Source organism: Aliifodinibius sp. S!AR15-10 (assembly GCF_031569985.1).
GTDB lineage: Bacteria > Bacteroidota > Rhodothermia > Balneolales > Balneolaceae > JAMQKA01.
Map to the genome: position 1 here is coordinate 1 of NZ_JAMQKA010000040.1, position 24932 is coordinate 24932.

18 protein-coding genes are annotated in these 24932 nt (G+C 42.0%); 2 read left to right on the forward strand and 16 right to left on the reverse strand.

Features of this window, described 5'->3' with window-relative positions:
- Positions 1-757 precede the first annotated feature (757 nt).
- On the reverse strand, positions 758-3031 hold the full coding sequence (locus NC796_RS19745) for a S9 family peptidase (RefSeq protein ID WP_310687008.1): 2274 nt from the start codon (positions 3029-3031) through the stop codon (positions 758-760).
- Positions 3032-5251: 2220 nt separating this feature from the next.
- Between NC796_RS19745 and NC796_RS19750 the strand changes: the two genes are divergently transcribed.
- Positions 5252-7504 carry a tetratricopeptide repeat protein gene (locus tag NC796_RS19750; RefSeq protein ID WP_310687010.1) on the forward strand — a complete coding sequence of 751 codons (2253 nt, stop codon included), beginning with the start codon at positions 5252-5254 and terminating at the stop codon, positions 7502-7504.
- 2492 nt (positions 7505-9996) lie between these two features.
- On the opposite strand, the gene NC796_RS19755 is transcribed toward NC796_RS19750, so the two are convergent.
- From NC796_RS19755 to NC796_RS19770, 4 genes are all read right to left on the reverse strand, one after another.
- Complete coding sequence (locus tag NC796_RS19755; RefSeq protein ID WP_310687011.1) at positions 9997-10458, reverse strand: zeta toxin family protein; 462 nt, start codon at positions 10456-10458, stop codon at positions 9997-9999.
- Positions 10459-10740: 282 nt separating this feature from the next.
- On the reverse strand, positions 10741-10974 hold the full coding sequence (locus NC796_RS19760; RefSeq protein WP_310687013.1) for a hypothetical protein: 234 nt from the start codon (positions 10972-10974) through the stop codon (positions 10741-10743).
- Positions 10974-11192, reverse strand: coding sequence for a hypothetical protein (locus tag NC796_RS19765; RefSeq protein ID WP_310687014.1), 219 nt, complete (start codon positions 11190-11192; stop codon positions 10974-10976). Before NC796_RS19765 ends, NC796_RS19760 begins: the two co-directional genes overlap by 1 nt.
- Positions 11193-11674: 482 nt before the next feature.
- Positions 11675-12925, reverse strand: coding sequence for an MraY family glycosyltransferase (locus tag NC796_RS19770; protein WP_310687016.1), 1251 nt, complete (start codon positions 12923-12925; stop codon positions 11675-11677).
- 713 nt (positions 12926-13638) lie between these two features.
- Between NC796_RS19770 and NC796_RS19775 the strand changes: the two genes are divergently transcribed.
- Positions 13639-13932 carry a GIY-YIG nuclease family protein gene (locus NC796_RS19775; RefSeq protein ID WP_310687018.1) on the forward strand — a complete coding sequence of 98 codons (294 nt, stop codon included), beginning with the start codon at positions 13639-13641 and terminating at the stop codon, positions 13930-13932.
- Positions 13933-15116: 1184 nt separating this feature from the next.
- On the opposite strand, the gene NC796_RS19780 is transcribed toward NC796_RS19775, so the two are convergent.
- The 11 genes from NC796_RS19780 to NC796_RS19830 all read right to left on the reverse strand — a co-directional run bounded on the left by NC796_RS19780 (position 15117) and on the right by NC796_RS19830 (position 24931).
- The gene (locus tag NC796_RS19780; protein ID WP_310687019.1) at positions 15117-15833 is read right to left on the reverse strand and encodes a WecB/TagA/CpsF family glycosyltransferase; all 717 of its coding nucleotides are present in this window, start codon (positions 15831-15833) and stop codon (positions 15117-15119) included.
- 370 nt (positions 15834-16203) lie between these two features.
- Positions 16204-17073 carry a putative capsular polysaccharide synthesis family protein gene (locus NC796_RS19785; protein WP_310687020.1) on the reverse strand — a complete coding sequence of 290 codons (870 nt, stop codon included), beginning with the start codon at positions 17071-17073 and terminating at the stop codon, positions 16204-16206.
- Positions 17055-17996 (reverse strand): glycosyltransferase, encoded by a 942-nt coding sequence (locus tag NC796_RS19790; RefSeq protein WP_310687022.1) that lies wholly within the window; start codon positions 17994-17996, stop codon positions 17055-17057. Before NC796_RS19790 ends, NC796_RS19785 begins: the two co-directional genes overlap by 19 nt.
- Before the next feature lies 1 nt (position 17997).
- Positions 17998-18849, reverse strand: coding sequence for a glycosyltransferase family 2 protein (locus NC796_RS19795; RefSeq protein WP_310687024.1), 852 nt, complete (start codon positions 18847-18849; stop codon positions 17998-18000).
- A gap of 9 nt (positions 18850-18858) precedes the next feature.
- Entirely contained in the window at positions 18859-19809 is a 951-nt protein-coding gene (locus NC796_RS19800) for a glycosyltransferase (RefSeq protein ID WP_310687026.1), read from the reverse strand.
- A 12-nt stretch (positions 19810-19821) separates the two neighbouring features.
- On the reverse strand, positions 19822-21006 hold the full coding sequence (locus NC796_RS19805; RefSeq protein ID WP_310687028.1) for an O-antigen ligase family protein: 1185 nt from the start codon (positions 21004-21006) through the stop codon (positions 19822-19824).
- Positions 21003-21965 carry a glycosyltransferase family 2 protein gene (locus tag NC796_RS19810; RefSeq protein WP_310687029.1) on the reverse strand — a complete coding sequence of 321 codons (963 nt, stop codon included), beginning with the start codon at positions 21963-21965 and terminating at the stop codon, positions 21003-21005. The genes NC796_RS19805 and NC796_RS19810 overlap by 4 nt, the downstream gene beginning before the upstream one ends.
- 15 nt (positions 21966-21980) lie before the next feature.
- A complete protein-coding gene (locus NC796_RS19815; RefSeq protein ID WP_310687031.1) occupies positions 21981-22730 on the reverse strand; it encodes a hypothetical protein in 750 nt (249 codons plus the stop codon).
- 19 nt (positions 22731-22749) lie between these two features.
- On the reverse strand, positions 22750-23628 hold the full coding sequence (locus tag NC796_RS19820; protein WP_310687033.1) for a glycosyltransferase family A protein: 879 nt from the start codon (positions 23626-23628) through the stop codon (positions 22750-22752).
- A 9-nt stretch (positions 23629-23637) separates the two neighbouring features.
- On the reverse strand, positions 23638-24120 hold the full coding sequence (locus NC796_RS19825; RefSeq protein ID WP_310687034.1) for a methyltransferase domain-containing protein: 483 nt from the start codon (positions 24118-24120) through the stop codon (positions 23638-23640).
- Between the two features lie 142 nt (positions 24121-24262).
- On the reverse strand, positions 24263-24931 hold the full coding sequence (locus NC796_RS19830) for a hypothetical protein (protein WP_310687036.1): 669 nt from the start codon (positions 24929-24931) through the stop codon (positions 24263-24265).
- Position 24932 lies beyond the last annotated feature (1 nt).

The window sequence follows — 24932 nt, forward strand, 5'->3', positions numbered from 1 at the left end:
AAGGCACTGGCTGACAGCGCCTCCGGTAGGCCAACTACCATCTCTACAACAGTATGTAAAAGAACATGTTGCTTAAGTCGGACAACATGTCTCTACTTCAAGGCACACACGTCAGTTCGAGATAAAATCTGTCATTGTGAGGAATTCAGAGTCTCATCAGGGAACACTTGGAACCAGGATTTACAGGATTAGAGAATCTGCAGGATGGTCATGTTTGCCTGAGAAGGAACCCCCAAAATCCTGTAATCCTGCCCATCCCGGTTCCAAGTGTGAAATGTAAAATCAGGCTTTATTAGGTATTAGCGGTGCTGTTTCCGGCCTTGCCCTCTTCGTAGGAAGATCTCTTCCGCCAGTAGGCGGACTTGGTCGAGATGACTGGTTATGAGTAAGAGTATAATATCCAGAGGGCGGGCAGCCATTAACAACCAAGCCCCTAAATATAATCGTCATTTCGACTGACAAGGAGAAATCTTTCCTGAGGAGGGCTCGGTTTGCACTTATGAAACAAACGGAGGTTTCTTAAGAGCATTGGACGCAGAGCGTCAGCCTGGTACCGCCGCAGAGCGAACGGTACCAAGCACTGTGAGGTAATAATTGCGTCGACACTTCAAACGTCTCAACACCTTTGGACCTTCTGACTTTAGACTTAACCGTCAACACCTCAACATTTCATCTCGTGCCTGACCTCTGGTGCATTGGACTGGCGTGACCCTGAGCCGAAAATGTTCAGCACTTAAGGTACGGAACGAGATAATTGCTACCGTCCCCCCGCCGGCAGGTTTTCCATCAGGTACCAGGTGAGCATCTCACGGACGTGGCGGGAGGTATTGGCGCCCTCATAGATGCCGTGCGAACGGTTCGGGTAAGGCATCATCGTGAACACTTTGTTGTGCCTGATCAGTTCATTGATCAGAACCTCCGAATTCTGGTAATGCACGTTGTCATCGCCGGTACCGTGCATCAGCAGGAGATTGCCCTCCAGGTTTTCGGCAAAGTTGACGGGAGAAGCCTCTTCATAGGCTTCCTCATTCTCCCACGGCAGCCCCATATAGCGCTCCTCGTAGATATTGTCGTACAAGTGTTGATCGGTCACGGGCGCCACTGCCATCCCGGTCTTGTAGATATCGGGATAGCGGAACAGCATATTCAGGGTCATGGCTCCCCCGCCGCTCCATCCCCAGATACCGATGCGTGAAGGATCCACAAACGAATACCGCTTCATAATGGCTTCCGCAGCCGCCGCCTGGTCGTGCGATGATATCACGCCGATCTTTTTGTAAATACTCTTACGCCACTGTCGACCTCGCGGTGCCGGCGTTCCCCTGTTGTCCACACTCATCACGATGTACCCTTTCTGCGTCAGCATCAGGTGCCACAGGTAGGTGCTGCCTCCCCACTCATCAAGCACAGTCTGTCCCCAGGGCTCCCCATACACATGAAAAAGAACCGGGTACCGCTTGTTGGGATCAAAATTCGGCGGCTTTATCATGTAGCCGTCCAGCTCCACCTCCCCGATATCCACACGGAAAAATTCCATCGGTCGACGTTTGAGCTGCTGCAGTTTCTGCTTAAGCTCCTTGTTGTTGGCCAGCACCCTGATCCGGTTGTGATTGGGCAGTTGAACAAGCGAAGTAACCGGGGGCGTGCCGGCAGAAGAGTAGGTTTGGATCGCCCAGCTGGCATCGGGTGAGATATCGTAGCTGTGGGTTCCGGGCTGACTGGCCGGAGACAGCCGTTGGGGATTCCCGCTTCCATCCAGTCGGCTGCGGTACAGGTAGCGCTGCGTGGGATCATCCGGTGAGGCGATATAATAGATCCAGCCGCCCTCGGTGTCGATATTTTCGATATTGATGATATCCATCGGCCAGGGCGTCAGCTTGGTGACGTTGCTGCCATCCCTGGAGATAGAGTAGATATGTCGCCAGCCGTCACGCTCACTCACCCAGGTGAACTTGCTGTCGTTATCATACCACTGCCAGTCATCAACCACATCCACCCAGGCTTCATCACGGTCGGTATAGATCGTCTTGAGTTCCCCGGTGTCGGCGTTCCCGATCATCACGCGGTTGGTATTTTGCGCCCTGTTCATCCGCTGCAGGATAATCTGGTCAGAAGAAGCGGCCCACTCCATACGCGGCACGTAGTTGTCGTGGAGGTCACCGGGCAGATTCATCCATGTTGTCTCGCCACCCGATATGGGTACCACCCCAATTTTACACTCGGAGGGTGCGGTACCGACCTTGGGGTATTCCACCGGGATTGTATAGGAGTAAAGGGAATCAGTGTTGTTAATCATCAGGAAATCGCGAATACCGCTGGCATCGAGCCGCCAGTAGGCGATTGAACGGCCGTCCGGGCTCCACCGAAAACCGTCGCGTATCTGGAACTCCTCCTCGTAGGCCCAGTCGAACGTGCCGTTGATAATATCTTCTGAACCATCGTGGGTCAGCTGTGTAATTCGTCCCGAGGCCAGGTGCTCTACATAGATATTGTGCTCCCGAACATAGGCCACCCGGTTTCCCACGGGAGCAAACTTGGCAAACATCAGCGTCGAAGGCTCGGCCTCTTCCCCACCCAGCTTGTGCAGATCGTCATTCTGCATGTTAAGGACCCAGTAGTCGCCGCGCGTATTATAGCGCCACACCCGCTCGGTATTGGTGAAAATGAGCAGTTTGTTTTTATTCGGTGACCAGGTGTAGTCCCAGACTTCTAGCGACGTTTCGCTCCCGTGCGGCGTGAGCTGTTCTGCCGTTACCACCACTGAACGCTTACCGCCGGGCAGCAGGTACTGCACAATCTGCAGCCCCTGACCATTCGGAGCGGGCTCAACCCTGGTAAAGCCGGTGCCGTCCTCCAGCCACTTGAGCGAACCGATACCCTCGGCCTGGAATTCATTGCTGGAGTATATGCGCTCCAGTGTTAACTCCGAGAGATCCTCCGTTGCTACCTGGGCGGGGAGGGTTCCTGGTACCAAGAGAATTATCATTAAAAGGATGAAATACAAACGACGGGACCGGATCCGATTACTCATAATTTGGCTATTCAGTTGTTTATTAGCTTTTAACAACTTCCAAGGTTACCTAAAACCCTGAAAGTTTTACCTGCCCAATTTCGTTTATTTTTTGGGGCTCTTCAATGGGTTTCTTGCAAATCCCTGGAGGGTGCCCGGGACTTCATTACATCTATTGCCCTGGGAACCCACCCCGCCTTGCTCCGCTGCGGCACCCCTCCCGGGGAGGGGATTTATATGAGCTTTATTTCGGATTTGTCGTCTTTCACCTGGCAAGTGCCCTTGTCCAAGAAAGATCTCTCATTCCGCGGGCTCCATTCGAGATGACTGTTCTGGGGGTAGGGCTATTATATTAGAGGGCGGGCAGCTATCTACAACCAAGCTCCTAAATATAATCGTCATTTCGAGCGTCAGGGAGAAATCTTTCCTGAAAAGGGCTCGGTTTGGATTGGACAATCAATAGCAAAACAGTCTCGATATTGCTGCTTTAGGAACCCAACGAATCAGTAGCCACTTCCCCTATCGCCTGTTATTGAATATACCAGGCTAAAAACCTGCGTGTGTTTAAACACACGAAAGAGCATAGCCCCGTATTTCAATGCGGGGCGGTGGATGAGGGGCTAATAAAATTTCATCTGGTTCAGGTCACGGGTGCAACGGTAAGCTGCTCCTTTCAAAGTTATTTGGCTTATTCCCAGTGATTGAACCAGTGACCTTTATTAACGTCAGTTCGATATCAAGTCTGTCATTGGGAGGGATTATGTGACCATCGGGGAAAATTGGAACCAGGATTTACAGGATCAGAGGATCTGCAGGATGGGAATGTTTGCCTGAGAAGGAATCCCGAAAATCCTTTGATCCTGCCCATCCCGGTTCCAACTGTGAAATGTGAAATCAGCTGATTTTACATACAGGATAATCGGCCATCATCAAAGCTTCTCGGGATCACAGTTATTTTGTTTAAGTATTTCTTATTTCGAACTCAGGCTTTATTAGGTATTAGCGGCGCTGTTTCCGTCCTTGCCCTCCTCTTAGGAAGATCTCTCCCTCCGCAAGCTGCGGTCGAGATGACGGGTTTGGTAGATTGGGCTTTTGTTTTGGGAGCGCGGACCGCAATCAACAACAAAGCTTCCCACTCAAACGTCATTTCGAGCGTCAGGGAGAAATCTTTCCTGAGAGGGGCTCGGTTTGGATTGGACAATCAATAGCAAAACAGTCTCGATATTGCTGCTTTAGGAACCCAACGAATCAGTAGCCTCTTCCCCTATCGCCTGGCATTGAAAATACCAGGCTAGAAACCCTGCGTGTGTTTAAACACACGAATGTGCATAGCCCTGTATTTCAATGCGGGGCGGTGGCTTGAGGGGGCAAACAAAATTTCATCTGGTGCAGGTCACGGTTGCCAACGGTAAGCTACTCCTTTCAAAGTTATTTGGCTTATTCCCAGTGATTGAACCAGTGACCTTTATTAACGTCCGTTCGATATCGAATCTGTCATTGGGAGGGATTATGTGACCATCGGGGAAAATTGGAACCAGGATTTACAGGATCAGAGGATCTGCAGGATGGTCATGTTTGCCTGAGAAGGAATCCCGAAAATCCTTAGATCCTGCCCATCCCGGTTCCAAGTGTGAAATGTGAAATCAGGCTTTATTAGGTATTAGAGACGCTGTTTCCGTCCTTGCCCTTCTCCGAGGAAGATCTCTCCCTACGCAAGCTGCGGTCGAGATGACTGTTGAGAGATAAGGGCTTTGAACATAGAGAGCGGGCCGCAAACCTCAACCAAGCCCCTCCATGTTGTCGTCATTTCGAGCGTCAGGGGCTCGGTTTGGATTGGACAATCAATAGCAAAACAGTCTCGATATTGCTGCTTTAGGAACCCAACGAATCAGTAGCCACTTCCCCTATCGCCTGGCATTGAAAATACCAGGCTAGAAACCCTGCGTGTTTTTAAACACATGAAAGAGCATAGCCCTGTATTTCAATGCGGGACGGTGTATGAGGGGGGTAACCTAAGGTATGGTCCCCACGGGCACTGAAGAGCATTGGACGCAGAGCGTCAGTCTAGTACCGCCGCAGAGCGAACGGTACCAAGCACTGTGAGATAAGAATGCTTCAACATTTCAACATTTAAACGTTTCAACTACCATATTTCCTATTGACCGCCACCCTTATTAACGATAGGTTTAACCGGTTTGAAACAGATGGGATGGTAGTATTAATTATTCGGTTATTTTATAGATGAATCGCACGTACGTATTATTAACTATTGTTGGTCTCTGCCTGGTTATCGGGATCGGGTACAGTTGCTCGCAGTCGGGTGAGGACAGCAGTTCCTCACAAGTGGACTCCTCTCCTGGAAACGCACAGTTTGTGGGTATTGAGAAATGTCAGTCGTGCCACCAGGAGCAGGTTGCGGACTGGCAACACTCGCACCACGATTACGCCATGAAGAAGGCCACGGATGAATATGTGCGAGGCGATTTTGACAACACCAGCTTTACCCACAATGGTCAGCAGTACCGTTTCTATCGCGAGGGCGACCGGTTTATGGTGGAAGCGCCCGGTCCCGACGGGGAGCTCACCGAATACAGCATCTCCTATACCTTTGGATGGGAGCCGCTGCAGCAGTACCTGGTCGATTTTGGGAAGGGGAAGCTGCAAGCGCTGAATATCGCGTGGGATACGGAGAAGGAAGAGTGGTTTGCCCTCAACCCGGAGGAGGATATCCGGCACGGCGACTGGCTGCACTGGACGGGCGGGGCAATGAACTGGAACACGATGTGCGCCGACTGCCACTCTACAAACCTCAAGCAGAACTACATTGCGGAAGCCGACTCCTTTCATACCACGTGGTCGAGCATCAACGTGAGCTGTGAGTCGTGCCACGGGCCGGGGAAGGAACATGTGGAGCTGATGCAGTCGGAAGAGGCGAAGCAGGCCACGATTGACCGCATCCGTGAGGACCTAAAGATGACGGGCAGCACCGGCCAGGTGGAGCTGATTAACCAGTGCGCCCCCTGCCACGCATTGCGGGAAAAGCTGGAACCGGGCTACGAGCACAAGGGCGATTTCATGAACCATTTCAGTCCCACGCTGCCCCACCTGGAAGCCTACTTTGCCGACGGGCAGATCAAAGAGGAGGTCTACGTGTACGGCTCGTTCCTGCAGAGCAAGATGTATAAGAAGGGGGTGCAATGTACCGACTGCCACAATCCCCATACCCTGGAGCTCAAGGCCAACGTGACTGACAACACCCTCTGCATGCAGTGCCACGTGCCAACATATAACAGCCGGGCACACCACTTCCACGAGCCGAATACGGAGAGCTCGCAGTGCATCAACTGCCATATGCCCGGGCGGTACTACATGGAGGTGGACTTTCGCCGCGACCACAGCTTCCGCGTGCCGCGTCCCGACCTGAGCCGGAAGTTCGGGAATCCCAACGCCTGCAACGACTGCCATGACGACCGCACCGCGGACTGGGCGGCGCAACAAATAGAGCAGTGGTATGGTCCCACGCGCCCCGACCACTTTTCTGAGATCTTCCTGCGTGCCGACTCACTTGGAACAGAGACTATCCCGGAGCTGGAGACCGTTATTTCAGACACAGCATATAATGATATCGTGCGGGCCACCTCGGCTTGGTACCTCGGGCAGTTCGGCACGCAGGCAAGCCTGGATATCCTTGGCCAATATACCAACGACGAGAGCGCCAAGGTGCGAAACAGTGTGGCGCGGGCAATTTCAGGATTCCCGGCAGAGATGCGGCGACTGCCCCTGCAGGATGCACTTGATGACTCGGTGAAGGCGGTGCGGCTGGCGGCGGCGCAGGGACTGGCGGAGTTCTCGGTGCAGGATATCGCGTTCAACCTCAAGCAGCCGTTCAACGATGCGATGGCGGAGTACCGGGCCTACCTCGACCTCAACCAGTACTTCCCGCAGGGACAGATGAACCGGGGGCAATATTTTGAGAAGCAGGGACAGACGCAGCAGGCGATAGCGGCTTATCAAAAGGCCCTGGAGAAGGATCCCTATTTTAACGCGGCCCGCCTGAACCTGGCCTACCTTTATAACCAAACGGGACAAAACGAGCGGGCGGGTGAGCTGCTGAACAAGGTGATTGAGCAGGAGCCCTCCTACGGGCCGGCCCACTACTCCCTGGCACTGCTGCGGGCGGAACAGGACCGGCTACCGGATGCCCTGCCCCATTTTGAGAAGGCGGCGTCCCTGATGCCCCAAAATCACCGCGTGCGCTATAACTGGGCGATCTCGCTGCAGCGGCTGGGGCAACCGCAAAAGGCGGAGGGGGTATACAAGCAGGCGATCGACCTGGCGCCGGAGAACGGGGATTACCTCTACGGTATCTGCACGCTGTACGTTCAGCAGAACCGGTATCAGGATGCTCTCCCCTATGCACAGAAGCTTGTTGAGCTTTATCCAAATAATCAGCGGTTCGGGCAGCTGTTGGAAGAATTAAAAATGAGGAATTAAGAATTAGGAATTGTTCGTGGCAGGATTGGGCTGTTTGCCTTTGATACTGTCACAAGGTTCTCAAGTGACGTCAGTTCGACCATCGGGGAAAATTGGAACCAGGATTTACAGGATTAGCGGATCTGCAGGATGGTCATGTTTACCTGAGAAGGAATCCCGAAAATCCTTAGATCCTGCCCATCCCGGTTCCAACTGTGAAATGGGAAATCAGCTGATTTTACATACAGGATAATCGGCCATCATCAAAGCTTCTCGGGATCACAGTTATTTGTTTAAGTATTTTTTATTTCGAACTCAGGCTTTATTAGGTATTAGCGGCGCTGTTTCCGTCCTTGCCCTCCTCTTAGGAAGATCTCTCCCTCCGCAAGCTGCGGTCGAGATGACGGGTTTGGTAGATTGGGCTTTTGTTTTGGGAGCGCGGACCGCAATCAACAACCAAGCTCCCCACTCAAACGTCATTTCGAGCGTCAGGGAGAAATCTTTCCTGAAAAGGGCTCGGTTTTGGATTGGACAATCAATAGCAAAACAGTCTCGATAATGCTGCTTTAGGAACCCAACGAATCAGCAGCCTCTTCCCCTATCGCCTGGCATTGAAATACCAGGCTAGAAACCCTGCGTGTGTTTAAACACACGAAAGAGCATAGCCCCGTATTTCAATGCGGGGCGGTGGCTGAGGGGGGTAATATAATTTTATCTGGTGCAGTCACGGGTGCAACGGTAAGCTGCTCCTTTCAAAGTTATTTGGCTTATTCCCAGTGATTGAACCAGTGATCTTTATTAATGTCCGTTCGATATCAAGTCTGTCATTGGGAGGGATTATGTGACCATCGGGGAAAATTGGAACCAGGATTTACAGGATCAAAGGATCTGCAGGATGGTCATGTTTACCTGAGAAGGAATCCCGAAAATCCTTTAATCCTGCCCATCCCGGTTCCAACTGTGAAATGTGAAATCAGCTGATTTTACATACAGGATAATCGGCCATCATCAAAGCTTCTCGGGATCACAGTTATTTGTTTAAGTATTTTTCGGGAGAGAAAATTTCTCCGGAAAAGGATGCTGGTTTTATACTGATTGTTCCTGTATATCTGATACGGACTTTTATCTATTTATTGGGTATTCATTTTTTTACCGATAAAAAAACGAATCAAAAAAATCACCGGCTGATGTAAACCTGACCTGAAGGGCTCTGCGTTCCGCTAAAAAAATCACAGATTTTTTCTTTACGCTTCACTCCGTTTCCTTCCGGGCGGTCACCTTTACAAAGGCCGGAAGACAGAATTAGGATTCTAGAATGAGACCTTGGAAGAGCTTATTGCAAATAAGCGGGAAGGTACTAATCACAGAATGGAGCTTTATTTGGTTTCACTGTGTTGCTCCTGGCTTTTGCCCTTCTCCGAGGAAGATCTCTCCCTACGCAAGCTGCGGTCGAGATGACGGTTCTGGGGGTAGGGTTATTGTATTAGAGGGCGGGCAGCTATCTACAACCAATGCCCCATTCATTATAACGTCATTTCGAGCGTCAGGGAGAAATCTTTCCGGAATAGGGCTCGGTTTGGATTGGACAATCAATAGCAAAACAGTCTCGATATTGCTGCTTTAGGAACCCAACGAATCAGTAGCCTCTTCCCCTATCGCCTGGCATTGAAATACCAGGCTAGAAACCCTGCGTGTGTTTAAACACACGAAAGAGCATAGCCCCGTATTTCAATGCGGGGCGGTGGCTGAGGGGGCTAACCTAAATTTCATCTCGTGTAGGTCACGGGTGCAACGGTAAGCTGCTCCTTTCAAAGTTATTTGGCTTATTCCCAGTGATTGAACCAGTGACCTTTATTAACGTCAGTTTGATATCGAATCTGTCATTATGAGGGATTATGTGACCATCGGGGAAAATTGGAACCAGGATTTACAGGATTAGTGGATCTGCGGGATGGTCATGTTTACCTGAGAAGGAATCCCGAAAATCCTTAGATCCTGCCCATCCCGGTTCCAAGTGTGAAATGTGAAATCAGCTGATTTTACATACAGGATAATCGGCCATCATCAAAGCTTCTCGGGATCACAGTTATTTGTTTAAGTATTTCTTATTTCGAACTCAGGCTTTATTAGGTATTAGCGGGCGCTGTTTCCGTCCTTGCCCTCTTCGTAGGAAGATCTCTCCCTGCGCAAGCTTCGGTCGAGATGACGGTTGAGGGGTTGGGTTCTGTTCTCAGAGGGCGGGCAGCTATCTCCAACCCAGCCCCTTCACCTCATCGTCATTTCGACTGACAAGGAGAAATCTTTCCTGAGGAGGACGCTGGTTTGTACCTGATAGTTCCCGTATATCTAATCGGGGGCTAATTCCATATTAGGAAAAAATTAGTTATATCAATTTAAGTCGGTTACAAGTTAAGATTCTGTTTCAATCCACCCGGCCGCTGTTTTTGCGACCGGGTGGATTCAATTAGCTCCTAATTTGTATTAAAAGCCAATTGGGTAACCGATAAACGGGTTCAATTTAGTTTTTCTATTACTGCTTTTTCAAACCATCTGGGATAGTTCTCAACCTGTAAATATCCCTTCCCGTCATTCTTTTTTTCAAACAGTACAGAACTTCGTCTTTTGGAATTATCTAAAATATAAGCACGATCTGCCACCTTCAATGCTTTGTATAGTAGATTTAAGCTTCTTTCATATCGTTCAGTAATTTTTTCTTTAGGTACAGGATGCCCCCCTTTTTGGACCCGATTATTAACTCTGCTAATATTGATTTCCGGATCGTCTGTAGCGATGAAGTAAAGGTATGTTTTGTATCCACTTTTTTTCGCTACTTGTAAGAAATCTATCTTACCAGGATGAGACATTACGGTTTCAAAACTAAACGTTTGTTCCTGTTCTATCAGCATATAACGAATAAAATCGGCCATCAACGCAACGCTGTATGCATCTAAATCACTCTCTTTGCATATGAGCATATCCTCTTCTATTTGAACTTTCGGTATACTATCAGCTTTTGCTATACGTGACTTAATCTCATTAATCTCTCCTTTTAATGCCTTATCCCAATCTTGAAACCCGGATTATTCACGAAATAGAAAAAAGTTGAAGTTTGAGTGATTGATGTTATTTCATATATCGAAATTTAAGTATAGCTCCAATTGAGTAATGTAGCAGAAGACTGCGAAATTTGGTCGTGAACATCGTTAAATGAAAAATGACTTGCTCAAGGTACATAAGTACCTTTCCGCCGCCTTTTTTCATTCGCCTTGTGCAAAACCAAATTTCTTGGTGAATAATCCGGGTTGAGATGTAATCCCAGAAAGTCCATACTCACGCAAGTCTATAAATCCGGAATGCTGTAATGAGACAAGCAATTCATCAGCATTCACGATAGGCCCAAGAGGTAAATCAGATTCTTGCAAACGATGGATAAGATCAGATTTGCCGGATCCATTTGGACCGGCAAACATTCTAACTCTTGAAACAGTCATTAATCAAATTCAATAACTTTGGGCGGAGAGGTTCTTCTTTTTCTTTCCAGCTTTTTCACCCTGTGCTCTTTACCTGAAGCATCTAACCTGACGAGATAGCCATCTCTTTCATACATAGTTTCGAGTCCCAATGCTTTATTTTTTCGACGTGCATCGCGGGAAATCTGTCGCAGCGCCTTATTGAGATCTCTAGTTGTTATGTCCTTATTCCGACTCATAGTTGTTATATTGACAACTTTTCCTGATTAAATGAGTTGTAAACTTTTCTATATAATAAGTTTTTAAAAGCTACTTAACCAATTAAAAGCATATTTCCTATCTTCTTTGTCTCTCAACATTTTTTTCCACTACAATAGCATGAAAGGGTTTTATTTGGGGTTCTCCCGACCATTACCCTTTTCAGGAAAGATCTCTCATTCCGCAGGCTCCATTCGAGATGACGGTTCAGGGGTGGGGTTATTATATTCGAGGGCGGGCCATGATCAACATCCATGCCCCTTCACCTCATCGTCATTTCGACTGACAAGGAGAAATCTTTCCTGAGGAGGGCTCGGTTTGCACTTATGAAACAAACCGGGGGCTTGAGAGCATTGGACGCAGAGCGCCCGCCAGGTACCGCCGCAGAGCGAACGGTACCAAGCACTGTGAGGTAAGCATTGCTTCAATACTCAATACTTCAACGTCTCAACAATTCAACCAGCTACATCTTCGCTACTTCGCCGTACTCGTGGTCCTGCTCCTCGTAATCATATTCTGAATCGACATCTGTAGTCTCCTCAATATCATCATTGGTGACGATCATCTCGCGACCGATGGTTTTTTGGGTAAAGCCGTATTTGCGCTCCAGGATGTTGATATGGCGCGCAGAGGGCATCTTGAATCCCATGGCTTCCAAGATATTTCGTTTCAGTCCCGTGGTGGGAAACAGGACCACTGAGAAGCCGAGTATCGTTGCCAAAATGAGGTTTACGTTGGTCCCGGCCATCAGTATGGTGAGGCCGATAACGCAGAGGTTCAGGCTATAGATGATGTAGCATATGGAGCGGTGGGAAAAACCGGCATCGATCAGTTGATGGTGCACGTGCAGGCGATCGGGGGAAAATGGAGAGCGCCCTTTACTTGCACGCAACAGAAATACTCGCAATGTGTCATAAAGTGGGACGATGAGCACCGCCAGGATCAGCACCGGGACTTCGTTCTTGAACAGGACCGCCGTTTCTGTTGATACGCCGAAGTCAACAAAGCGAACGGCCAGGAATGCCAGCACGTAGCCGATGACCTGCGACCCGGTATCGCCCATGAATATGGACGCGGGTTCAAAGTTGAACCAGAGGAATGCTAGGATAGAACCTGTCAGCGTAAAGGCAAGCACCGCCTCCGGCATCAGTCCCTCCGACCAGAACCAGCTGCCGAAAAAGAGCGATACGATAACGCCCACTCCACCCGCCAGTCCATCAATGCCGTCGATAAGGTTATAGGCATTCACCACGACCACCATCGTAAAAAAGGTAAGTGCAATGCCGGCCCACCCGGGTATCGCCTGCTGGCCAAAGACACCACCGAGATCTGTGATCATAACGCCGGCTCCTACAATCGGTGCCGCTATTGCCAGTATTTGGAGTGCAAGCTTTTTCCTGGGGGATATCACCATGATGTCATCCTTGATACCGGAAAAGAAGAGGATTACAAGTCCCGCCAATACATAAGGCACCCAGCCGGCCGTTGCATAACTGCTCAGTAAAAATGCAGTAGTCAGGCCACTGAATATGGCTATTCCTCCCAGGTTCGGGGTGGCATCCGTGTGGAGCTTGCGAGAGTCCGTTGGGTCGTCAAAAAGGTGTTTCAGATGAGAGACATTTATAATAACCGGAATCACGTAGTAGGCGATAATGAAGGCACCTATGCACGCAGCAATGGGTATTACGCTCTCTGCTGTTAAATTAAAATCCATAGTTATGTTGTTTTGCGCCTGTATTAAGCCAACTAAACACTCTGCATGCTGATTTTGGAGTTCAAGGGTACAAAAATACGCAAAGAAGTTAAATTTGCCACACAATTATTAGAGAGTTTTAATATTTATAAGATTATATGCCGCAATGAGTTAATTGTTCCCGGGGAAATTTTTTTTATTTGGAATTTATAAATTGATACAATTTGTGTGCTACTAGGCAATGTTAAGAAGCGGTTATTTACCTCCGGTTATTGAAATGGAAAGAAATTGTTAAAAGTGTTTTTGCCTGCCCGGAAAGACACAATTATTGGCAAAGGTTATTAAAACAACGTCGTGTCATTCTGAGCGGAGGCCTTGTGGTCTTGCAAGGCCGGAATCGAAGAATCTCCCTTTTCCTTGCAGCGAGTGGATAAGGTGGCACTCATGATACGTTGCCAGATTTATGGAGATCCTTCGATTCCGTTCGTCGTACCTCCTCACTACACTCAGGATGACGCAGCGTTGTTATTTTGTATACCCTTTCCTTTTAAAAGAGAACAACGCCATGTCATTCTGAGCGGAAGGACGTGTCTTTCGGCCTGAAGTCGAAGAATCTCCCTTCACTGGCAACGACCGTACAAGGGGCTCTCAGGAAAGGATGACACAGCGTTGTTAATCCAACTTTCTTTAAAAAAATCTGTAAGGAATTCGATTGAACAGGATCATAAATACCTATGAAGGATAAATATACTGTTTACATTATGACGAACCGGCATAACACCGTTTTATATACCGGGGTTACCAACGATATTGTACGCCGGTGCTGGGAACATAAGCACAAATTGGCTGATGGTTTTACCAAGCGATATAATATCGATAAACTTATATATGTAGAACATTTCCGTTCTCCGCAAAAGGCTATTGAACGTGAAAAGCAGATCAAGGGTTGGAAACGGAAAAAGAAAGAGGCCTTAATCAATCGACTGAATCCGGATTGGGTTGATCTGTACGATGAAGTCTGCAGGTAAACAACGTCGCGTCATTCTGAGCGGAAGTACCGAAAGCTTTCGGTACTGGAGTCGAAGAATCTCCCTTTCCTTGGCTGCGGATGGTCAGGTTGCATTTCCCCGCTCTTGCCCTTGTCCGAGGAAGATCTCTCGCTGCGCAGGCTCCACTCGAGATGACGGTTTAGGGGCTGAGTTCTATTCTCAGAGGGCGGGACGCAATCAACAACCCAGCCACCTTAACTTCAACGTCATTTCGACCGCGAGGGAGAAATCTTTCCTGAAAAGGGCTCGGTTTAAGAGTGAGCTACCACAGGTTATATGGCCTAAACACCCTTTTGGAAGCCAGGATAAAAAAGGCCCTAAACTGGTGATAGAACTGTCTTTCAGATTAGTAGCGCTGTTTACGTCCCTGCCCTTTTCCGAGGAAGATCTCTCACTTCGCAAGCTCCGCTCGAGATGACGGTTCTGGGGGTAGGGGCATTATGTTAGAGGGCGGGCAGCTATCTACAACCAAGCCCTCTCCCGTTGTCGTCATTTCGAGCGTCAGGGAGAAATCTTTCCTGAAAAGGGCGCGGTTGGGATTGGACAATCAATAGCAAAACGGTCTCGATATTGCTGCCCTGGGAACCTAGCGAATCGGAAGCCTCTTCCTCAAATCGCCTGGCATTGAAAATACCAGGCTAGAAACTCTGCGTGTGTTTAAACACACGAATGTGCATAGCCCCGTATTTTAATGCGGGGCGATGGCTGAGGGGGCTAATAAAATTTCATCGTGTAGGTCACGGGTGCGGTCCACCTCTACGGTGGGCTGCACCATCCCACATGTCATTGCTCCCCGCAGCAGCGCTACGGGCTACATACTTTCCCAGTTCGGGGGATAAAGGTTCTATTCTTCGAGGGCAAACCACAACCAAGCCCCTCCATGTCAGCGTCATTTCGATCCCGAAAGCCTTCGGGAGAAATCTTTCTTGAAAAGGGCTCAAATTTACATTTCTGAAAAATGTAATACAGAGGTGAAACTCTTCTGGGAACCTTTGCCAAGTCATTCTGAGCGGAGGAGAATGGGTTTCCGCGACGGAGTCGAATAAGCGTTTAGGCATGCAGTTCTGGGGGAGGCAAACATTGTGTGCAAATAACGCCATCTAATTAGACATTACCATTAAAGCCTAAACTTTCCAGGTTACATAACCCAGTCCTAAATAATTTTAGTTTAGCTTATGTTTAGCAACCTGCCTTAAGAAAAGCGGTGTAGATATTAAGTTTCTTTTCCAGAGACGTTTAGGTTCGCTCAAAAATCTTGGTAACCAAGACAAACCTAGCTTATCCCAAATTCTTGCTGGTCGCTTTTTTGTACCGGCAAAAAAATCAAAGGCAGCCCCAATAGAGCATATTACTTTGGCTTCTAATCGTTCATGATGTTTATATACCCATTTCTCTTGTTTAGGTGCTGTCATTCCTACAAATAGGGCGTCAGGTTTGAACGCATTAACCTTTTCCACCATTAATTCATTGTCCTCTTCACTAAATTTTTCCTTGAAAGGCGGTGAATAGGTATCAAAATTTAATTTTGGATATTCTTTTCGTAAGCGCTTCTCAATTTTCTTTAACGTTTTTAGAGAAGACCCCAGGTAGAAGCAACTTCCACCCTCTTTATTCAATTCAGACAGGACAAATTCATGGTAATCTGGACCTGTAATACGTGGTATAGCCCTATTCTTAATGAGTTTTGCTGCATGAACAATACCTACTCCATCTGGAAGTAGGTAATCACTATTTAGCAATGCGGCCTTAAAATCTTCGTCCTCTTCTGCAACAACAAAACTGTGAGGATTAATTGTATTTATGATCGTTTTGTTTTCGAAGCTAATTGACGGGACGTTCTCTGTAATTCTGTAACCCATCAATTCCAGGGATTTACTCATTTTAGTAGACTTATTGCGAGGAAATTTTGGTTTAATATAATCTTATTTTTGTAAAAAGTTCAACTAATTAATAATCTCATCAAGAATGTTTCTAATCTCATTTCGAATTGATCAATGGTAAAGTTTTCTTTAAATCTTTTGTTTCGCAGCTTTACTCATTTTCTTTCTTAAATCCGTTTTTTAATCAATTGTTCCAGATTCTTTGAAAGTTATCTATATCCTTGGTGGGACAAATCAATCATCTCTCTCGGGTAGCCACCATAGACAATACAGGGGGTTGTCAGATATGTAGTATAAGTGTCTCAGTGGATTTCAGTACTTCCTTAATCCAACTTTTCTTAGCTATATATAGAAGTACCTGAATAATCATTTAGGTGTCGCCCCATTTTTGTTTAACCAACTCTGTACTATTTGGGTAGAATTTCTTGAAAAATTTAGATTTTATGATCTTTTCCAAGTCCTTTGTATTTATAGAGATATCTTTCTTAATATTTCTATATGCTTTTGAATAATGCTTTTCAGAACCGATATTAGTATTTTTGAGTTTTAAAGTACTAGGCAAATCCAAGAAATCCTTAATTGCAATGGGAAAGGTTTCATCTAAAGCTTCCATTTTTAGCAACAAATAACTAATATCATCCTTTCTTTTTATTAAATAGTTATTTGAGGTATTAAACGGCTCTTCAAATACATCTATATTAAAATTTCTCTTAATTTCTTCTTCAAACCAGTTTTCGAGTTTATCTGTAATACTTGCATCTAATTTTTCTGATAAAAGCTTTTTTGCTTTATCCTGATCAATATTCAGGCCTGCCTTTTCAATTTCGTTCTTATAAAAATCAGTATTTTGAAAGAATGCGGAAACCGCCCGTGATATTGGTTCTCTTATACTTGTAATGATATAAAGATCACCATCGTATGCTTTAAGTTTCTCGCGCAGTAATTTTGCAACAATTAAATGTAGGGGGCGTGATTTACGGTCTGAATTAAGGTGTTGCATTATTGAATGTTCTACCCCTCCCGCCGACAATCGATGAATATGAAAGACAGGATTTTTAAATTCACTTTTTAGTGTTTTATAAATACTGGAAGAGCCAACTTTACCTGGTGTTAGAATGATGATGGGTGGTTTTCCAAATGATATAAACTTGAACTTTATACGATATACAAATTCTACCAACGGATTAAAGTACAGGGCTATAAATCTTCGAAAGATAATCTTTATTTTAGCTTTTGCCATAAATCTCTATAAAGAAGTTTTATACTTTCTAAACTTTTGAGCATTTGAAACCGATAAGTAACCTTATACCACTTACTGAAATATCTTTTAAATCTTTTATTAATTTGTTTTTGAACATTAATATTGGCAGTAAATGAAAATTTTCTCTTGTTTGATTGATCAAATTTTATTTGATGTGCGTTTATAGTTTTACAGTGTGTTCCCTCTTCTGAAAATCCAATATTTTTAACTTTTGAAATAAAAGGATATACAGACAACTTGTTTTCTTCAAAGTGCTGAAAGATCCATCTTGCATACCAAGAATCATTTAAATTATTGATTGATCTTTCAAGCATTTTAAATGCATCGTTTCCCATCATGTTTTTATATTCTTCTACATCTACGTTTGAAAAATTATCAATAATATAATCTGTTTGAAACTTTTTCCGATCCCAATATTCTTTCCAAGTTGCCCAACCCCAAGAATAAGTTCTAGGATGAAAATAAACATCACTGCAATTTTCCTTTTTTCCTACATCCAAAGAATAACCATTTATTGACATTACTTTACTTTTATTATCGTAGTAGTTTAACGCTTGATTCATAAAGTCTAAAAAATTAGGTGATGTTATTAAATCATCTTCCAAAACTATTACTTTTCCATATTTAGTAAACATCTCAGTAATACCATTTATAATAGAAGTTGATAGACCTTTATTGTCAGTTGACTCCTTAATCTGGACCGTCTTAAAACCATCAACTTCCTGCAAATATTCACGAACCTGTTTAACATTTTTTCTGTCTTTTGGATATTTAGGACCATCTGAAAACACAAATAGTTCACTTTTTTCTGCTAAAAAGTTTTTTTGTAAACTATTTATGGTCCTTTCTATCTTTTCAGGTCTGTTGTAAACAAAAAGGGCTATTGGTGCTATCTGTTTCATTCTAAGATTTCAATCTTCTGTAAATTCTTGGAAATAATACTTTTAAATATGCTTTCAATGCATAAACTACCCATTTTATTCCCCAAAACTTCTCCCTAAAAACAAGATGCTCTTGAATATTCAACCCTTGTGGACTATGCATCAATTGCCATCTTCTTTTTAATGGTATTTTCGGATTACACCAATTAGGAATTTCATCATTAGGAGGGCAAGTAGCTACAAATTCCTTTGTTGTATAACAAGCGAATCCATTTTTTATGGCTCTTAAACCATAATCAAAATCACCCATTGCATGTGTATAATCATCAGATAAATTGCCAATTTCTTCAACAATTTTTCTGGGAATTAAAACAGCATTCCCATTAATCAATTTACAAGATTGCAATTCTCCATTGGGAATAACAGCCCCTTTATCATCACGCCCACCATAGGAAAAACGAGAAGTCCCTTCCTTAGCTCGACATGCTGCTGTTATTATAACTGAATTGCCCTCGTGCCTCTTGGCTTCTTTATAGGTATTAAAAATATGATGGAATGCCTTTTCATCTAAAATCGTATCATCATTTAACCAAAAAAAGAAATCATAGTTATCCCTTTTATCAGCCGTTTTCCAAGCTAATCGCATTCCCTGATTCCAAAACAAATTACCATCTCCAGTTATTAGTTCAACCTCAGGAAATTCTTTAGATATAGCGTCGGATGTTCCATCAGTTGATCCATCATCAACCAAAAAAACACTAAATTGGATACTTTTTGGTAAATCACACTTGAAAAGCGAATGTAAACTGTTTAATGTTTTTTGCTTTCTATTATGGCACGTAAGTAAAACCGCAATTTTTTTTCGCTTGCCCATTATTGAAAATCACTCAAGTTCTCTTCTTATTTTATTAATGGTTCCCTCATGTCGAAGTTTGTGAACAAACCATTGATTCCATGTATCAGATATATCATGCGAAACCCCTTTCTTTTTTATTAATTTATTAACATAGCTAATGAATCTTTCCCGATGTTCATGAATTTTATTAAGAGTAACTTCTCGAATCTGATAGGGATCTATATCTCTTTCTAGAAAATAATCTACACCTTCCTTTACAGCGCTAGGGGTAGGCTCTACTATTACTGAGTTTTTATTGTTGAAAAAAACATCACGCCCTCCTTTTGATGATGTACTAACAACTGGAAGACCACACATCAAATATTCTATTGATGCATACATTGCTCCCTCTTCTTTGGATAAAGCTAGTCCCACTTGGGCTTGATTAAGAGCCTTTACCAATTGTTCATTATTTAAAAATAGAGGTTCTCCATTATTATAATTGAACCAATAGGGATCATCTAATGATTTATCTAATCTATTTTTATATTCAGTATTACTAAAATTATAAGTGACAATTCCCAAATTCTCTATTTCGTTACATAAATAATGTCTTTTCCATTCTTTTAAAACAGCATTGTATATAGCTTTATACTTCCTATCAACTTTATCACAAATTCGAAATAAATTTTCATCGACAAAACAATTTTGGTTACAAAATAATACTTCTATACCCAATATTTTTAGATATCTATATTCTTTTAGCGTATTACATGCAATTATAACATTTATATTATCATACTTGTTATTTACTGAATAGTAGATATATGCTACTTTAATAACTCTCTTAATATGCTCAAGGGTCCACCAAGTTCCACAAATAATATCTATATCATACCTCAAGTCAGAAAGGCCCTTTGCAATCTCTGGAAGATCTTCATAATTATTTAGTAATAAAACCTTTGCTTTTCTATCAATTACTGTATAATAAAATGCCATATTTTCAAAAACTTATTTTAAGAATGGGGTGAAGAACAGACCTAAAAAAACTGGAAAGTTTAAAAAACCTTCACCTTGAAGTAAAACCAAGATAATTGCAATTACAGTAATACTTTCTAATTTAGTAAGAGTAAATTTCTTCCTTGCCCCTTTATAAACTAAAAATAAAAACAAAAAGAAAGATGGTATCCCTGTTTTCGCAATAAAATCGGACATTCCATTACCAGCCCCGGAAGCAATCTCAGCATCACTTGGATTGAGTTGATATCGAGTGGATTGATGGAACCCCCAACCTGTTAAAGGTCTGTTTTTTATATACTCCCAATCCATTATTAGAGTACCAAATCTATTGAGTCTCCAATTATCCTCACGATCTAAAGCCTGTATATATTGCTGTTTTATTTTCTCTTCCAGGAAATCATATTTATTAAATGAAGTATAGATGAAAAAAATAAGGAAGGGTAATAACACTACATATAAAGCTCGTCGTTTTACACCTATATCATTTCGTAAATAAAAATAAAATACTATTAAAATTGTTAATGCTATATAACCAGTTGTTGACATAGTAGTAATTATGCCAATGCTAAATAAGACCAAATTCTTAGTAATATAACTTTTTCCAGATTTCTTATTTATAAATAAGAAAGTCAAAGCAAGAGCTATATAACCAGCAAATGCTCCTGGTTCCCAAAACATACCAGCATTTCGACTTGAGTCAAGCATAAAGTTATAAATCCCAATATGGATCGATGCTTGTTCTATATCATAAATAAAGCTCGAAAAAGAAGGTATAATAAACTTCAAATTGGGAGCTGCCAGATTTAATAAAAAGAAGGGAATACTTATAACTACAAGAAATCGAACTACAGATATGAACTTAGTATCGAATTGTTTTATTGACGTAAATAAGACATAACCGATATACAGCTTTACAATGAAACCTATATAAGTAACTGCATTAAGAGTTCCAAATGAAAATATTTGAATAAAAAATAGGCAGGAATAGCAAATTGAAATTAACAGAAAACTATTTATACTAAAATATACCCCCTTTAAATAATAAGCTGTTAAATATATTGAAAATAGAATCAACAGCACTTCGAAATAACCCGATGAAGTAAATAAGGGGTTACCTGACAAACACAATCCAATAAAAATGTTAAAATAATCTATACTCTCTTTTTTAACTGTCATGATAAATATTTTCGTACAGCTTTTATTCTCTTTCTAACCTCAGGATTTGTTATAAACACATACTTTTTTAAGAAGGAGTAAAACATAAATAAAAATAAAAAGGGATTATATTTAACATGTCCAAGCAACTCTTTAAATGTGATACCAGCTTCTTCCCAATTTCTATTTACCAAGTTAATAGCAGCCAAGGGACTAATGACTCTAATAAAATACTTCCGTGCATAGTGCTCTCCAGATTTATCTCCATACCATTCTCTAAAAGTATTTTCCCACTTACTGGTATATTGCTTTAAACCTTTAATTCTCTTTCGAGTATCTGTCATCATAGTATCTACATCTTCCTGATAGATCTTAACTAACGGCTTTTGTACTGCTCTTGTTTCATAGTCGGCTATAGCTAATTCCATCAATATATCGTGATCTATTCCCGATATTAAATATTCATCAAATCCACCTACATTTTTAAGAGCCGCCTTATTTATTAAAAAAGAAGAGGAAGGAGTGCTCGCCCCATATTTTTTTATACTTTCCCTAATATTTCCTTCGTTCATTGGCATTTGTGAATTAATTTTTTCTCCGGATTTATTTAGTATAACAGTACCCACTTGCATACAAGCCAAATTCTTTTTCTCTTCTTTCCTTAAATTGTTAAAGCAATTTACCTGTTCTTTCAACCGGTTGGGCAACCACTCGTCATCATCATCCAGAAAAGCTATCCAATCACCATTGGATAATTCTATTCCTTTGTTTCTGCTTCCGGCAAGACCTAAATTTTTTTCGGTTTTATGATATTTTATTCCAGGATAATTTGCCTGTAACCAGTGATCAGTCCCAGAATCTGATGCATCTTCTATAACAATAATTTCATTGGGTGTATAAGTTTGGTTAACGACACTTTTTATTGCTCTCTTTACAATTTCTGATCTTTTATATGTAGTTATAACTACTGTTATTTCCATGGAAAATATTAACTGCTATTTTAAAAACGTTTTTAACTTTTTAAGTATCATTCTAACAAGAAAGTCAAATTTTATGTGTAATCTTGATAATTGAGTATACTGAGAACCATCGTTTTTAGGATTTAAATAATCTTTAGGTGGGACAATTTCTTTTTCAAAAATATCTTCCCATTTTTCAGGTCTTTTTGATCCTACATAAAATAAATACATCGATTCGGATATTCCGTTTGTAGTTTCTCGATATATAACCTCCAACCCATTTTTTTCAAAAAGCTTGTCTAAGGAAAATGGTGTGAATCGCCAATAATCCCTGTAACCTCTCCGATAATCATGTATTACTTGAAACTGAGGTACTACTACTATTACGATATCGTTTGAAAGGTCGGCTAAATTTTGAAATGCCTTAAAAACATCAAATACATGTTCTAAAACAGTGTGGCAAAAAACAACATCAAAATTATTTTCTAAACTACTATCAATTTCTTCTTCAAGGTCCAAAAAAATCATTTCATCTTCGTTGATACTATATTCAGTTTTATCTCTTGGATAGTTACTGATTGTATATGAGTTACAATTTTTAAAATAATTTTTATATCGTTTGCCTTTATCATAATCACCAAAATAGTAATCCCAAAAATTGGTTTGCTTATCAGAATCACTAGCTCCAGAAACATTAATCACATCACCCTTAAAATGGTGTGAAAACTTCGCCAATATTTTATTAGTTTTAATTCTTGGCCTTCTGAATATACCTTCGTAAATCATTGTGTGTATTTTTTACAACTTAAGTTTTCCTTATGGATCTATACAAATACTTATAAAGGCTCTTTGAGAATGGACAAGTTAGAAAAGCTTTTTTGTAGTATTTAAATCCATTTTTCCAATCACTCCTTTGAGAATAGAAATAACCGATTGAAGCTAGTACTTTAGCTTTAGAATCAGGATTTAAATCTAATTCATCCCTGAATTTTTTTAGCTTAGTTTTCTGACTTATAATAGCATTCTTTAGCCCTATAGTATCATTTCTTGTTATTCTCTTATTACCATGATTTTCATGGTATCTTACCAAAACTTCCGGGACAAGGTCGACTTCATAATTTTGACATATCCTCCTAATAAAGTCTCCATCATTTCCCCTTGGTAAATTAGTGTCAAACCCACCAATCTCTTCTGCAATTTCTGTCTTCACTAATAAAGTTGATGCATTACCTATTGGCTGAGATGACAATGTTTCTTTAAAAATATCTCCTCTGAGTTTGGGATGTCGCTGTTGTATCAACTTTTTACCGTCATAGAAGTCCATCCAACAGTATATCAATCCCACTTTGGAGTCAACACTTTCAAATACTTGAACTTGCTTTTCTAACTTTGAAGGTAACCACTCATCATCATCATCTAAAAATGCCAAGTATTTTCCACCTGCATGTTTAATGCCAGTATTTCTGGCAACAGATACATGTTTATTTTCATTATGTCTTATATAAATAATCCTTTCATCTTCATATTCTGCTATTACCTCATTAGTGTTATCCGTTGAAGCATCATCAACTACTAAACATTCTAAATGAGAATAGGTTTGTTGCAGTACGCTATCTATAGCTCTTTTTAGTAGCTTAGATCGGTTGTACGTTGGAATTATTACTGAAACTAAAGGCTTGCTCATTCTTTTGGATTATTTTTTAGCTTCTAATATTATTTGGAAAACATTTTTCATCCACTCAGTATCAGCATGTCTTTCCAAATTAGATAGCTCATCAATACTAGATTCGCCAAATGATAACCTGTTTACCTCTTTAAACCCTGCTAAATGTAAAACTTTCTCGAGGGTGGAATAATCATAAATGAATTGGTGGCCCCACAAACGAAACATATCATTGTTAAAGTGGCAGGTGTTCATTACATCTGGGTTATGGTTATTTTTATGCCTTTCTACAACCTCTTTTTGGGATACCATGTCATTCTGATCCAAATATATCTGGTAAAGCAAAAATAAATCTGGTGTGGCTAGTCGTAACACGCCACCATTCTTTAAAATACGATAAGATTCATTAATAAAATATTTACCATCATCTAAAGTAATATGTTCTATAAATTGTTCCGCAAATATATAATCAACTGAATAATCTGGAAAAGGCATTTTCTTTGTAGCATTCAAATAGATATCACCCGTTATAATATCTCCATTAATCCATCCATATTTTACGTGCCGCCCCCCCAACCTGCAATTTAATTTTATTGTTATTTTTCAAACTCATATTTAAAAATTGAAAACTATAATTTTTAAATTAGACCGCAACTCAGAATAAGCTTGAAAGTTGTTTCCGATTCCTTTTCAACATATAAATAATAGACTTCCAGTTATCTACTACAGAAGAAAAACCAGGATAAGAATAAGATGTATTACTTACTTCTTTTTTAAGAATAACTATATTATCATATTCTTGAACTATACGTAATTGATCCCGATAAGTATTAATCCAATTCTGAACCGTCTGTTTGGAATTTTCTCGGTGATAGTCATCAAGTGCAATAATCCCATTTTGGTTGATATTTGAGAATATTTGATAAAGAACACCTTCTCTACCACGAACTGTTTGATGTTCAACTGGGCCGTCTATAAGAACAAAATCAATATCCGAACTATTATCGCACTTGTTTAGATCATATGTTAAAAATAACCTTAACTTGCCCACCGAAATTACCTTTAAAGGACAATATTTAACAACTGCATTATTTATATCATATGAATTTAATAGTGAACTAGTTTCTTTATAATATTTTTCGCTTTGTTCTATTGAGGTAATACTTGAAGATTGAAAATCATGAGCTAAGCGAACTGTACTATTACCACTCCCAAACTCAAGTATATTTTTAATATTTCTATTTTTTAAAAAGTCCTTAATCAATTTATAATTATCTTCTCCTAGACCATAAGGAGTATTCAGTGATGGTATTGCTTCATCCATA